The following is a 14960-nucleotide window of genomic DNA, read 5'->3' on the forward strand; positions in this document are numbered from 1 at the left end:
TACGTACATATAGAGTTTTTACTCTATCTCAACTACAATGGGGCTAACCTTAATTGGTTAGCTTCTTTTTTGCGTAAAAAAGCACTCTCAACTTAGCTTATGACGGACTAAGTGAGAGTGCAGATGAAAAGTAAGGAGTGAAACATTTTTATTATAATAGTATGGCTAAATAAAAATTAGTGTGTAATAATAATAATTGAGATTGTCTAACTGGCGACTCTTTCCTTTCCACTAAGTATTTCCTTTCCATTGAAAATACTGTATGTTTAGGCAATCTCGACACTTTAAAAGCTTTCAAATAGCATAATTCTTTAGGGGCATAAAGCCCCTTTTTGTATATGAAAAAAGCCTCACTAGTACATGACTAGTAAGACTAAGTTTCAATGAAAGCAATGTTAACTACGAGTTATTTTAACATACATCTACTTCACTTAATAGACATACATTTTACTATACACTGCCGTAACCATTCGTGACGGTAACTGCATGAATAATTCGTTCGGTCATGTATAAAAGGGAGTAGGAAAACACGACGCCCTTTATTGGTTGATCTAAGTAAGGAGTGAACGAAACGTTCCCCCCTTTATTCATGAGGTCGTGAAACACTACCCCATAGATGAGTGAACAAAACGTTCCCCCATGTGTCACAACTTGCGACGTTAGGGTAAGTGAATACAACAACCGCTTCGATACATAGACACATTTCCAATTTAAGCATATGTTAATACACGGGTGCAGTCCTAAATTAGGACTACACTCTATTAAAAAATTATATTGTTTACGTGATTAAATAGATAGGGTAGAAATAAGCAAAAGGACAGTAGGGGGAATAATATGGCTAATCGGTTGTTAAAAGTACATAAGATTAGAGCATTTTCAGTTTCTAAGCTAGAAAAGAAGATAAATAAAGTTAAATCGTATTGTAGTATAGATATTATTGAGATAAAGAGACAATCATATTTATTCTTAAATATTGCAGAAGTTTATTATAAAGAGAAAATATAAAAATTTAGTAACCAGCTTGTCGATTTAGCAATGTGGTTTAAAGGGGCTATGCTTCGCAGAATACCCTAAAAATCTTTAAAATTAAAATAATTATAAAGCGTTAGTAAAACTTTATAAAAAAAGCCTTTCTATTCTTGTATATAGATAAGGCTTTACTTTTTATATATGAATATTCCCTTTTGGGAAGCTATATTTCTTAGAGGATTTAGGTGGTATAAACGCTCTAGACATAGTTAACAATCCGACCTTACCGCAAAGCATCACAACTATAATAATAAGTTCAGTTATACCATGGTATTCGGAAGTAAAATTCATACTTAAACCCACTGTACCAAAAGCTGATACAACCTCGAACAATATTTTAATTAGTGGTACATTCGGATTAATAATAGTTAATAAGAAGGTAGTAGCTAAAATGAAAATTATAGAAATATTTACTGTTACAACAGATAGTTTAATATGTTTATCAGCTAAATCTCTATTGAACAAAGAAATGTTATTTTCTTTACGTATAGTATTTAATACATAAATAAAAACTATCGCAAACGTTGTTACTTTAATACCTCCAGCAGCACTGAGAGGGGCACCACCAATAAACATAAGCATCATTAATAATAAAGCAGTAGGAGTTTTAATATTGCCCATATCAATACTATTAAAACCAGCTGTTCTTGTCGTTACAGATTGGAATAAGGCATTACCTAATTTCTCAATCAATCCCATATTATTTAAAGTATTGGATTGTTCTAATAAAAAGAATAGTATAGTACCAAAAATAATTAAAATACAGGTAGTTGATAGAACTACTTTTGAATGAAATGAAAGTCTATTAATTTTTTTGCAGTTAATTAAATCAACAATTACAAAGTGACCTAATCCACCTAGAACTATTAAAAAAGTTATGGTGATGATGATGACTGGGTCGTTAGAAAAGTCTATTAGATTATTTTTGAATAAGGCAAAACCAGCATTATTAAAAGCTGATACAGCAGTAAATAAACTTAAGAATAAACCACGCCCAACTCCAAATTTAGGTATAAATGACAGACTTAAACATAATGCACCTATTAACTCTGTAAGAAAACTATAAATTGCTAAATGCTTAATTAGTTTTATAATCCCTCCAGCTTCATCTATATTCCATGTCACCATAATTAAAAATCTATTTTGCATTGAAACCTTTTTATTTAAGAATATAAATGCGAGCATTGTTACTGTCACAATACCAAGACCACCGATTTGTATTAACAGTAATATAACTATTTCTCCAAGTACGTTAAACTGAGATCCTATATCAGTTGGAGATAATCCAGTAACAGTAAATGCACTAGAAGCAATAAATAGAGCATCTATAAAATTTATAGGCTTTTTACCAGTATAGGGTAAATAAAGTAAAATAGCGCCTATAAGTGTTGTAGATAAAAAAAGCATTAGGTAAAAGTACAAAGATTTATTAGCTTTATTCATGATTTATACTCCAATAGTCAAATAGTCTATTTCAATAAACTGATAATATCATAGATAAAAAATAAAATATAATACCTACCATTCCGAAGGTGAAAAGATTTAATACATAATTACGATTTTTAACATACGGACAAGTAAATATAATTTTAAAGTGTCACTTTTGAAGTGGCGTTTTTTATTTTGAATACGTTTTGAATACGTTATTTAAAAAATAATAGCAATCTATAATAAAGTTGTATCTATAAAACACTGATATATCAACGTTTATAAACAGTTAGAAATACATATAAAAAGTACAAACTAAACCATGGGAATTGTTGGTTTGATTGTAGCTGGAACAACAGCTAAGTCTTTAACCGATTCCTACAACAGGAAATTAGATAAAACCAATCAAATTAACTTTATTTCTACAATGATGGCTGCGATGAGTGGATTTTTATTCTTAGCAGCAGATCCTATTAAAGAGGGTGGATTTTTAAGTGCATTTATGGGCACAAAAGGATTATTAACAGCCTTTATTTCAGCCTTTATTACCGTAATTGTTTATAATTTCTTTATTAAAAGAAATATTACAATAAAAATGCCTAAAGAAGTACCACCAAATATTTCCCAGGTATTTAAAGATATCTTCCCGTTGTCAGCGGTTATTATCATTATTTATGCATTAGATTTATTATCAAGAACATTTATTCATACAAATGTAGCGAACGCCGTATTAAAAATCTTTGAACCATTATTTACTGCGGCAGATGGCTGGATTGGTGTCACACTTATCTTCGGTGCTTTCGCATTCTTCTGGTTTGTAGGTATACATGGTCCATCTATTGTTGAACCAGCAATTGCTGCAATTACTTATGCAAATCTTGAAACAAACTTAAATTTGATTCAAGCAGGAGAACATGCAGATAAAATTATTACACCTGGTACACAAATGTTCGTTGCAACTATGGGGGGTACCGGTGCTACATTAGTCGTACCATTTATGTTTATGTGGTTAACTAAATCAAAAAGAAATAAAGCCATTGGTAGAGCATCGGTTGTACCAACATTCTTTGGAGTAAATGAACCAATTTTATTTGGTGCACCACTCGTATTAAATCCAGTATTTTTCATACCATTTATTTTTGCACCAATAGTAAACGTATGGATCTTTAAATTCTTTGTTGATGTACTTAAAATGAATAGTTTTAGCATCTTCTTACCATGGACGACACCAGGGCCTCTTGGTATTGTGATGGGTACAGGCTTTGCTTTTTGGTCATTTGTGTTAGCGATTGTATTAATCGTAGTTGACGTTATGATTTATTATCCATTTTTAAAAGTATATGATGAACAAATTCTTGAAGAAGAACGAGGCAATAAAGAAGTAAATAATGAATTAAAAGAAAAAGTATCAGCAAACTTTGATACGAAAAAAGCAGATGCAATTTTAGCAACTGCTGGTGCAAATGAAGCGATAACAACTGAACCAGCACCTTCCGATGAGGAAGTATCGGCTAAAGAGTCATCAAATTCAATTAACGAACAAACTAACGTTTTAGTCTTATGTGCCGGTGGCGGTACAAGTGGATTACTTGCAAATGCGTTAAACAAGGCTGCTGAAGAATATCAGGTACCTGTAAAAGCGGCAGCTGGTGGTTATGGTGCACATATGGATATTATGAAAGACTATCAATTAATTATTTTAGCGCCTCAAGTTGCTTCTAACTATGAAGATATAAAACAAGATACAGATCGATTAGGTATTAAATTAGCAAAAACTCAAGGTGTTGAATACATTAACTTAACTCGTGATGGCAAAGCAGCATTAGACTTCGTTCAACAACAATTTGAAAAATAATTAGGAGATGAAAGTATAATGAAAAAATTACCAGAAGATTTTATTTTCGGTGGTGCAACAGCAGCTTATCAAGCAGAAGGTGCGACTCAAACAGACGGAAAAGGTCGTGTAGCCTGGGACACTTATCTAGAAGAAAACTATTGGTATACAGCTGAACCTGCAAGTGACTTTTATCATAAATATCCAGTTGATTTAGAATTAAGTGAAAAATTTGGTGTTAATGGTATCCGTATATCTATCGCGTGGTCAAGAATTTTTCCAACAGGTTATGGAGAAGTTAATCAAAAAGGTGTAGAATTCTATCACAATTTATTTAAAGAGTGTCATAAACGACACGTTGAACCGTTTGTTACATTACATCATTTTGATACTCCAGAAACACTTCACAGTGATGGAGATTTCTTAAACCGTAAAACGATTGATTATTTTGTAGACTATGCAAAATTCTGCTTTGAAGAATTTACTGAAGTCAACTATTGGACTACTTTTAATGAAATTGGTCCTATTGGTGATGGCCAGTATTTAGTCGGTAAATTCCCACCAGGAATTAAATATGATTTTGCAAAAGTATTCCAATCTCATCATAATATGATGGTCGCACATGCAAAAGCAGTTAAATTATTTAAAGATAATGGATATAATGGGGAAATTGGAGTAGTTCATGCATTACCAACTAAGTATCCATATGATCCTTCAAATCCGGAAGATGTAAGAGCAGCAGAACTTGAAGATATTATTCATAATAAATTTATCTTAGATGCAACATATTTAGGAAAATATTCTCGTGAAACTATGGAAGGTGTACAACATATTCTTTCTGTCAATGGCGGTAAATTAGATATTACCGATGAAGATTATGCTACATTAGATGCTGCAAAAGATTTAAATGACTTCTTAGGTATCAATTACTATATGAGTGATTGGATGAGAGGATATGAAGGAGAATCAGAAATTACACACAATGCTACTGGAGATAAAGGTGGCTCTAAGTATCAACTTAAAGGTGTAGGACAACGTGAATTTGACATAGATGTTCCTCGTACTGATTGGGATTGGATGATTTATCCACAAGGTCTTTATGATCAAATTATGCGTGTTATAAAAGATTATCCTAACTATCACAAAATTTATGTTACTGAAAACGGACTTGGTTATAAAGATGAATTCGACGAAGAACGTAAGACAGTTGATGATGATGCACGTATCGACTATGTTAAAAAACATCTTGAAGTCATTGCTGATGCGATACGTGATGGTGCCAATGTAAAAGGCTATTTCTTATGGTCACTTATGGATGTGTTCTCATGGTCTAATGGTTATGAAAAACGTTACGGTCTATTCTACGTTGATTTTGACACACAAGAACGTTATCCGAAAAAAAGTGCATATTGGTATAAAGCATTAGCTGAATCTAAAGAAATTAAGTAATTTTATAAATTTGACAGGACAGAAATTTTCATTTCTGTCCTGTTTCTTATTTTATTGAGATACTAGTATTAAAAAATAAGGAGTATAATTTTCTCGTACATTCTATAGAGTATTTATCTTTCACGTATTTTATGAAAAATGATGGTAATCATCCACCATTTCTGACACTAAAAAAGAAGTCAATATTGTTAGAACATATAATGGCGTTCTTAATTTAAATGAAAAGGTGAATGAAATTCAAGTTGATCAAAATGGCAAACCAAACAAAATGAGTGAAGATGATAAAAAGTGACTTGGATTAAAAACTATTTATAAAGGTAAACAAATAGAAGATTTAAACATTTATGAAGATAATTAAAATGGTATGCATTTTGACGTTAAAGTATCTAATAGCTCGTCTTGGCCATTAAAATCTTTGTTAGAAGCAAGTCCAAAAATGTATAAAAATTCTTAATATATAGAATCAACGACTCAACATAGCCAACTTCATGAAAATAAAGATGTTGCAAATGAAAACATTAAAGTTTATGAAACAAATAAAAATTAGGAGCATTCATAATACTGACTCTCCTAATTATCTAGACAAGCATGAGCTATAAGTTCAATTAATTTAGTTCGATGAGTATGTCCGTATACATTAGGAAGAATCATGATTTCATCGACTTCAAATTTGTTTTGTAATTGTATTAACTGCTGAGCTACTTCATGTGGTAAGCCACTAATCATTCGACGTTTATTTTTTTCTATTTTTTCTTGATCTCTTTCAGAATAATGGCGTTGCTGTGCTGTTTCAATAGAAGGATATACTTTAGGTTGTTTAAGATAGTTAATACGTATTAACCACAAATTTAATGCATCTACTAATTGCTTAATCATTAATTCATTTTCTGCCGTAACGACAAAAGTAGCTAAAATAATATAGGGTGAATGCGAATGACCATGATACTCTGTAAAACGCGATTTATAATGTTGAATGACATGTGTTAAATTTGCGTGCGATTGACCCATATGAGCAATCACAAAAGGTAAGCCTTTTTTTGCGGCAAGCTCAGCACTTTGTTCACTCATTCCTAAAATAAACATCTCAGGTGAATGCTCTGTGTATGGAGTGGCTTCTAAAGTTTTGAAACGATGTGAATGAATAGTGTCATTCGTAAAGTATTTGTTCAAATCATCTATTTGTTGAGATAGTTTGGGTTTTTGAGTTTTAAATTCATTTAGCGCTTCGTTTACATTTTTGAAGCTAGGAGATCGCCCAATTCCCATATCAATTCGGCCAGGATGTTTGACTTCCATAATTTTAAATTGTTCTGCAACTTTGTAAGCACTATAATGGGGGAGCATCACACCGCCACTTCCAATATGAATAGAGTGTGTATGTTCAAGTAACATAGCCATTACGATTTCAGGAGCGCTTGATACAACAGAAGGAACTTGATGATGTTCTGCTACCCAATAACGTGCATAACCAAGTTTCTCTGATAGTTGAGCAAGTTCAATTGAATGATTTAAAGCTTCTTGTGGTGTATCACCTTCAAAGAGTGGTACATAGTCTAAGATACTTAATTTCAAGTTTAAGACCTCACTTTGCTTGGTATAATAAAGTATTAAGTGTTATCATACTAGACATTATAAAGTGAAAGCAGTTGAATTGCGATAAAATTGTTTGTGATATGACACTGTTTTTGAATACTGAAAGGAGTCTTTTATAATGAATAATGAGCAAGTTTTATTAGCAAAATATCCTGAAGGTATGCCCCAAGATGATACATTTAAATATGAAAATATTGACATAGTTGATCCGAAAGAAAATGAAATTCAAATTGAATCTTTATATATATCTGTCGATCCATATATGCGTGGAAGAATGACTCAAGCTGATTCTTATGTGGAGCCTTTTAAAATTGGCGAACCTATTCAAAGTCACATTGTAGGCAAAATTATTAAATCAAATTCTGAAAAATTTAATGAAGATGACATTATTGTAGGTATGTTACCATGGAAGCGTATTAATACAGTAAATGAAGAGAATGTAAGTAAAATATCTAATACAGATGTACCACTTTATTTATATTTAAGTACGTTAGGTATGACAGGTCAAACAGCTTATCACGGTTTATTAGAGATTGGTCAACCAAAAGAAGGCGACACTGTAGTAGTTTCAGCAGCTTCTGGTGCAGTAGGTGCTGTGGTTGGTCAAATTGCTAAAATCAAAGGTGCTACAGTAGTAGGTATAGCTGGTGGAGATAAAAAAGTGAATTATCTAACAGAAGAATTGGGTTTTGATGCAGGCATTGATTATAAAAAGGATGATTTTGCAGAAGTATTAGCAAAAGCCGTACCGAATGGCGTAGATGTTTATTTTGAAAATGTAGGTGGCACAATAGCCGATGAAGTTATGAAACATCTCAACCGTCATGCACGTATTCCTGTTTGCGGTACGATTTCTAATTATAATAATACTGAACAAGAAAAAGGTCCACGTGTACAAAGCACATTAATTAAACATCAAGCACTGATGCGTGGTTTCTTGGTAGCGGAATTTTCCGATGACTTTGAACATGCAAGTAAAGAACTGGCAACGTGGATACAAGAAGGAAAAATTAAAACAAAAGTATCTATAGAAGAAGGATTTGAATATTTACCAAAAGCGTTCAGAAACTTATTTACAGGTGAAAACTTTGGCAAACAGATCGTTAAAGTGTCAGAGAATGTATAATTTAAAATTCAGTAAAAGGTAGGTATATACTTATGAAAGCTATAGGATTTAAACAACCATTTAAATTAGAAGAAGGAAATGTATTTGAACCATTTGAATTAGATATGCCCCAGCCATCTTCTAGAGAGTTGCTTGTTAAAATACAAAGTATAAGTGTAAATCCGGTTGATACAAAACAACGCCTTACTGAAGTTAAAAATTCTCCGAGAATTTTAGGTTTTGATGCAGTAGGGACGGTTCAAAAAACTGGAACAGAGGTTACAATGTTTAAGGAAGGCGATATTGTATTTTATTCTGGTGCGCCTAATCAACATGGTTCAAATCAGGAATATCAACTTATTGATGAACGATTAGTCGCAAAAGCACCTAAAAATCTTTCGGCAGAACAAGCTGCTAGTCTTCCGTTAACTGGTATTACAGCGTCAGAAACTTTATTTGATGTGTTTAAAATTTCAGAGAATCCAAATCAAAATAAAGGGAAAACATTACTTATTATCAATGGCGCAGGTGGTGTTGGAAGCATTACGACTCAAATTGCTAAGGCATATGGTCTAAAAGTCATTACAACTGCGTCACGTCAAGAAACAATCGATTGGTCAAAAAAGATGGGGGCAGATATCGTACTCAATCATAAAGAAGATTTAAAATCTCAATTAGAACAACAGCACATTGAAGCGGTAGATTTCGTATTTTGCACGTTTGATACAGACATGTATTATGAAACAATGATAGATATAGTGAAACCAAGAGGACATGTTGCTACGATTGTAGCTTTTAAAGGATCACAAGATTTAAATTTATTAAAAACAAAAAGTGTTTCCTTTACACATGAATTTATGTTTACAAGACCTGTTTTTCAAACAGAAGACATGATTAAACATCATTATTATTTAGAGGATATTGCTAAAAAAATTGAGAATGGTACGTATCAAAATACAACGACAAAAGTCATCAATGGCTTAACAGCAGAACATTTATATGAAGCACATCAAATATTAGAATCCAATTCCATGATAGGAAAACTTGTTATAAATGTAGAAGAATAGAGAATGATTTAACACCTCTTAGTGTCTATAAATAAGACATTAAGAGGCGTTTTTATTATTTTATAATATATCAATTTGATTAATTATAAAAATTCCAATATATCGTTAGATATAACATGAATAGGGTATAGAATTTCTAACTATCAGAAAGGAGAATAATATAATGCGAAAAAAATCTATAAGCATTGTATTTTGGATTGCATTAGCTATCTGTACATTATTTGTAGTGTATGGAGCGATATTACCTAAGCAATTAGAAGCAATCACGCAAAATATTACATCGTTTATTGCAGTTAATTTTTCTTGGTATTATCTTTTACTAGTTTTAATTATATTTTTTATTTGCGTATACTTATTATTTTCAAGATATGCATCCATTACGTTAGGTGTGGAAGGAGAAGAGCCAGAATTTTCATTACTTTCTTGGTTTGCTATGTTGTTCAGTGCAGGAATGGGAATAGGATTAGTGTTTTGGACTACAGCTGAGCCAGTTAGTCATGCCTATAAAGCAACGCCTATACATAAAATTGGTACACAAGCAGCAATTAATGATGCGTTCCAGTTTGCTTTCTTCCATTGGGGAATTCATGCGTGGGCAGTGTATAGCATTGTTGCATTAGTTTTTGCTTATTTTAATTTTCATAAAGGGTATCCAGGTTTAGTAAGCGCAACGCTTGTTCCAATTTTTGGAGAAAAAAGAATGAGAGGACCAATCGGAAGTGCTATAGATGTTTTAGCTGTTATTGCAACGGTTACAGGTGTAGCAGCTACCTTAGGTTTTGGTGCTTTACAAATTAATGAAGGTCTTCACTACTTGTTTAAAGTACCGAGTCATTTCGGCACACAAGTCATCATTATTATTATTGCAACTATTTTATTTAGTTGGTCTGCATGGTCCGGAATTGATAAGGGAATAAAAACTTTAAGTAATATTAATATGATTTTAGCTTTTATTGTATTAATAGGATTATTTCTAGTAGGACCTACTTTATATATTTTAAATATATTTACTAACGGATTAGGAAATTATATTTTTAATTTCTTTAGTATGAGTTTGCGTATTCCAATGGATGGTGGCGCAAAATTTCAATGGGTACAAAATTGGACTATATTTTACTGGGCATGGTGGGTGTCTTGGGCACCATTTGTAGGAATATTCATTGCACGTGTATCACGTGGTAGAACAATTAAAGAATTTATTTTAGGAGTGTTATTTGCTCCAGCTCTTGTATCTTTCTTTTTCTTTGCAGTGTTCGGAGGAGCAGCAGTGTATCTTCAGCATAGTGGAATTGCTAATATTGCTAAAGAAGCAGCAGAAACTGCAACATTTGCCACTTTAGAGCATTTTCCATTGGGATTTGTATTAAGTATTGTTACTTTAATCGTTGTTATGATTTTCTTTGTAACTTCTGCAGATTCGGCTACTTATGTACTTGGAATGTTAAGTAGTAAAGGAGATATTAATCCTAACTCTTTCGTTAAAGTAAGTTGGGGTATTATTATGGCCTTATTTGCGATGATAATGATTTACACCGGAGGAACACAAGCAATTCAGAACTTATTAATTATTGCAGCACTCCCATTTTCCGTAGTTATTATTCTTATGATATGGTCTTTATTTAAAACGTTGAGTTCAGATCATCCGCGGGTATCAAAGAAAGATGTTTTAATGAAAAAAGATAATTTAAAATACAAAAAAACGAATAATATAAAAAAACGAAAATAATTATGAAAAATAGGTTTTTATTGTGTTAAATTTGGGAATATTTAATCTAGAAGGTAAACTTTAATAAATTTAAAAAAATTAAATAAAAAATTTTAATGTTAACGTTTTAAAAATTTTTTAAAGGGTACTTAAATTTTATAATTAAATAATTTCAACAATGACTAAGGAGGTGTGTTTAGAGGTGCATAGATTTAAAAACTTTATCCTTGGCCTATTAATAGTTGCGATTGTTGGTTTCTTATTGTTTATGTACATAGATGATAGTCGTATTAAGCGTTATCAAGACTATTTCTTACAATTCAATTGGTTCCAACCACTATTAATTGGTTTATCTGCTTTACTCGTATTAATTGGTATTATATTGGTATTTAGCATCTTTAAACCAACATATAGAAAACCAGGTCTTTATAAAGATTATAATGATGGACATATTTATGTATCACGTAAAGCAGTCGAAAAGTCTGCATACGATACATTAACTAAATACGATGAAATCAGACAACCAAACGTGGTTACTAAACTTTACAATAAGAAAAACAATTCTTACATTGATATTAAAGCTGATTTCTTAGTACCTAATGATGTGCAAGTAAAATCATTAACTGAAAGCATTAGATCTGACATTAAACATAATGTTGAGCATTTTACTGAAATGCCTGTTAGAAAATTAGAAATTAATGTTAGAGATCAAAAATCTGCCGGACAACGCGTACTATAAGGGAGGGATAACATGGCTGATAATAATCAAAATAGTCAAGATTCTACTCAACAAATTATCGACTTCCTAAAGTCGTATAAATGGCGAATTATAGGTTTCTTTGCATTCTTAATTATTGCAATCTTATTCCTGACTTTAGGGTTCTGGAAAACAATTTTAATTATTGTTTTATGTTTAATCGGAATTGGCGTTGGGTATATGAAAGACCGTACGCAAGATTTCATGAACTTCTTAAATCGATGGAGTTAACATTCATTATTTAAGAATTCATATAAATTAAAAAATTAAGTATTAAAAATTAAATTTTATTTAAAAAGGAGAATTCACATGGCTGTAGATAATAACAAAGCTAAACAAGCGTATAATAACCAAACTGGAGTAAATGAAAAAGAAAGAGAAGAACGTCAAGAACAAGCACAACAATACAGAGAAGAACGTCAAAATAATCAACAACATTTTGAAAATAAATTAACGTTCTCTGATGAAGTTATCGAAAAAATTGCTGGTATCGCTGCTCGTGAAGTAAGAGGTATCTTAGATATGAAAGGCGGATTCACTGACAGTATTTCTAGTGCATTCTCAAGCGGTAACAACGTAACACAAGGCGTTTCTGTTGAAGTTGGTGAAAAACAAGCGGCTGTAGACTTAAAAGTAATCTTAGAATACGGCGAATCAGCTCCAAAAATCTTCCGTAAAGTAACTGACTTAGTTAAAGAACAAGTTAAATACATTACTGGTTTAGATGTTGTTGAAGTTAACATGCAAGTTGATGACGTAATGACTAAAAAAGAATGGGCACAAAAAAACCAAAAAAATAACAACAACAATAACAATAATAACAACAATAATAATTTCGAAAGATCAGATTTACAATAAGCTTATTGAAAAAAGACCTTGGAATGTTCCAAGGTCTTTTTATGGTTAATATCATTTTTTAACAAGAGACGGAATAACATTCAATTTGAATGTTATTCCGCTTCTTAATTTTAATGTAGTGGATTATTAACTTTAATATAAGTGTAATGATGTGCTTCATCTTCTAAACGCATAGTGGTTACACACTTATAATCAATTGTTGCAGCAAATAAAGTATGAGTAATCTTTTGCATACGTCCTGTATCAACATCAGTCAACTTAGCTAATATATCTTGAATAATATGACTGATATAATGCCACATTATTTTTTCAAAATTCGTATTTTCTACTTTTTCAGTAATTGTTAATATTAATTCAGCTAGATGATTTTGAACAGTTGAATAGAATACTTTATTAAAAACAGATGCAGTAGATTGAGTAAGAATTCTAGATTTCTTATGGAAATGTGATGTTTTATACCCCATTTGGTTTAATTGAGTTTCATCAATACGTAATCCTTCGAAATCTCGAATATAGATTTTACTTAAACTACCATCTTGATTAAATGTAGCAATAGAATTTTGTAAATGTGCCTCTAGTGCGATTCCATATTTTACATATAGTGGAATAACTAGTCCTAATAATTGAGTCGCATAATCTTGAATCCATGCATAAGCTGCTTTTTCAAATGTCTTAAATTGATGTGTATGTTGATATCGTTTTATTAAGCTTTCAATTGGCGGTTCAGTATTGTTTGGATAATAAGCAACCAGACTAGAAGGTATGACAGGTATTGTATCTTCTTCGATTAATGTATAAATATTTTCTCTAAATAATGTTCCCAGTTGTTCACTACGTTCAGTTTGGATTGTTGAATGATCTTTAGAATTATAAAAATGAATGCCAGCAATTTCATCTAATGTTTCTATGCGATAAGGTTGAAAATCAGGGTCGTTTTTTAAAATATCATTCACAATTTTAGTAACTAAAGGTCCATTATGCGTTGTTTGTTCAGAAAGCGTCCGTATTTCTCCAGTAATATGAACATTTGTAGAAAGTTTAATATGCGGGAATAGTTTAGGATATTTTGGCATTAATGTTCTGAATGATAAGCCAGCATAATAAGGTAAGGTCATATCAATAGGAATAATAAGTTGTTCATCTAGTTCTTGTTGATATTGACTAAGTAAAATATGTTCGAATTGCCAAGGATGGACAACCATTAAATGATAATCTTCAATTCTTATATCATTATATTTATTTAAAAGGTGAGTAAATAATTTATGAAAAGATTGTTGAAGCATATCATTATAGGTTGAAGATAAGGATTGAACATTTGCTATACTATTATGTATGAATACACATTTTAACTGGATTTCTTGACCGTATTCTGAACTATAATGAATATTCTCTTTAGCACTCATCCCTTTACGAAGCTTTGCGCCTGGATGAAGGGGATGACCTTCTATAACTGATTGTTCCGAACGTAAATAACTATCGTCACTTTTTGCAATCAATTCCCATAAGGACTCGTAGTTTGAATGCATATGTTTAGCTTGATAACTTAGTGCCAGAATCATATTAGCAGCACTATTATTTAAATCTTCTCTAAACTGTTCACTAGCAGCGTTATCAAGTTTTGGCGCTTCAGCTAAAATTAAATCTAGAATATCATTTGGATGTTGGATTCTTTCATATTCATGATTATGATGTTTTAAGATATAAAAAGGACCTTCCACATCTACCCGGTCGAAGGCATATCTCCCTTTTATTTGACTGTAAATATCGATATTTGATTTTGGAAAATGAATACATAATACGTCTTTATCTTTAGAAAACATAGATACGGTTAATTTGTTAGGTCTAATAATCTGACTATTATCTTTAGCGTGTATTAAGTTTTCACGATATAAAGATGTAATAAGACGTTGAGAAATTTTATCTCTACCTATTAAAATATATTGTTTAAAATGATCGATTAAATCAGGATAAAATTCATTTAAATATGTATAAACATCATATTCTTCATTAGTAAGTTGTAAGTTATGATTATTAATGGTTGTATTTTTATTCATATAACACCTCATCCACATTCTACAAAATTATAAATAGTTTGTATAATATCTAACTCTAAAATTAAACCTTTTTAAAAGATA

11 protein-coding genes and 1 pseudogene are annotated in these 14960 nt (G+C 31.3%); 9 read left to right on the forward strand and 3 right to left on the reverse strand.

The window, feature by feature from the left end:
* The first annotated feature begins 834 nt into the window (after window positions 1–834).
* A complete protein-coding gene (locus HMPREF2629_RS11200) occupies window positions 835–1005 on the forward strand; it encodes a hypothetical protein (RefSeq protein ID WP_176746871.1) in 171 nt (56 codons plus the stop codon).
* 159 nt (window positions 1006–1164) lie between these two features.
* Here HMPREF2629_RS11200 and HMPREF2629_RS10195 read toward each other — a convergent pair whose 3' ends face one another.
* Window positions 1165–2472, reverse strand: coding sequence for a TrkH family potassium uptake protein (locus HMPREF2629_RS10195; protein WP_070813360.1), 1308 nt, complete (start codon window positions 2470–2472; stop codon window positions 1165–1167).
* Window positions 2473–2776: 304 nt separating this feature from the next.
* Here HMPREF2629_RS10195 and HMPREF2629_RS10200 point away from each other — a divergent pair.
* A pseudogene (locus HMPREF2629_RS10200) lies at window positions 2777–4312 on the forward strand (PTS lactose transporter subunit IIBC); the annotation flags it as partial.
* Between the two features lie 15 nt (window positions 4313–4327).
* A complete protein-coding gene (gene lacG / locus HMPREF2629_RS10205) occupies window positions 4328–5740 on the forward strand; it encodes a 6-phospho-beta-galactosidase (RefSeq protein WP_025987241.1) in 1413 nt (470 codons plus the stop codon).
* Between the two features lie 570 nt (window positions 5741–6310).
* On the opposite strand, the gene HMPREF2629_RS10210 is transcribed toward lacG, so the two are convergent.
* Window positions 6311–7312 carry an LLM class flavin-dependent oxidoreductase gene (locus tag HMPREF2629_RS10210; protein WP_070813362.1) on the reverse strand — a complete coding sequence of 334 codons (1002 nt, stop codon included), beginning with the start codon at window positions 7310–7312 and terminating at the stop codon, window positions 6311–6313.
* Between the two features lie 139 nt (window positions 7313–7451).
* On the opposite strand from HMPREF2629_RS10210, the gene HMPREF2629_RS10215 reads away from it, so the two are divergent.
* From HMPREF2629_RS10215 to HMPREF2629_RS10240, 6 genes are all read left to right on the forward strand, one after another.
* Window positions 7452–8459 (forward strand): NADP-dependent oxidoreductase, encoded by a 1008-nt coding sequence (locus HMPREF2629_RS10215; protein ID WP_070813363.1) that lies wholly within the window; start codon window positions 7452–7454, stop codon window positions 8457–8459.
* A 32-nt stretch (window positions 8460–8491) separates the two neighbouring features.
* Window positions 8492–9505 (forward strand): zinc-binding alcohol dehydrogenase family protein, encoded by a 1014-nt coding sequence (locus HMPREF2629_RS10220; RefSeq protein WP_070813364.1) that lies wholly within the window; start codon window positions 8492–8494, stop codon window positions 9503–9505.
* A gap of 163 nt (window positions 9506–9668) precedes the next feature.
* Window positions 9669–11231, forward strand: coding sequence for a BCCT family transporter (locus HMPREF2629_RS10225; protein ID WP_061544505.1), 1563 nt, complete (start codon window positions 9669–9671; stop codon window positions 11229–11231).
* A gap of 181 nt (window positions 11232–11412) precedes the next feature.
* Window positions 11413–11949, forward strand: a complete 537-nt coding sequence (gene amaP, locus HMPREF2629_RS10230; RefSeq protein ID WP_002448415.1) for an alkaline shock response membrane anchor protein AmaP — start codon at window positions 11413–11415, stop codon at window positions 11947–11949.
* Between the two features lie 12 nt (window positions 11950–11961).
* Window positions 11962–12198, forward strand: coding sequence for a DUF2273 domain-containing protein (locus HMPREF2629_RS10235; protein WP_002448488.1), 237 nt, complete (start codon window positions 11962–11964; stop codon window positions 12196–12198).
* Window positions 12199–12276: 78 nt separating this feature from the next.
* The gene (locus HMPREF2629_RS10240; protein WP_002448598.1) at window positions 12277–12825 is read left to right on the forward strand and encodes an Asp23/Gls24 family envelope stress response protein; all 549 of its coding nucleotides are present in this window, start codon (window positions 12277–12279) and stop codon (window positions 12823–12825) included.
* 110 nt (window positions 12826–12935) lie between these two features.
* Here HMPREF2629_RS10240 and HMPREF2629_RS10245 read toward each other — a convergent pair whose 3' ends face one another.
* A complete protein-coding gene (locus tag HMPREF2629_RS10245; RefSeq protein ID WP_070813365.1) occupies window positions 12936–14879 on the reverse strand; it encodes an IucA/IucC family protein in 1944 nt (647 codons plus the stop codon).
* Window positions 14880–14960: the final 81 nt, after the last annotated feature.

It is taken from the genome of Staphylococcus sp. HMSC034C12 (assembly GCF_001835895.1).
GTDB classification, from domain to species: domain Bacteria; phylum Bacillota; class Bacilli; order Staphylococcales; family Staphylococcaceae; genus Staphylococcus; species Staphylococcus hominis.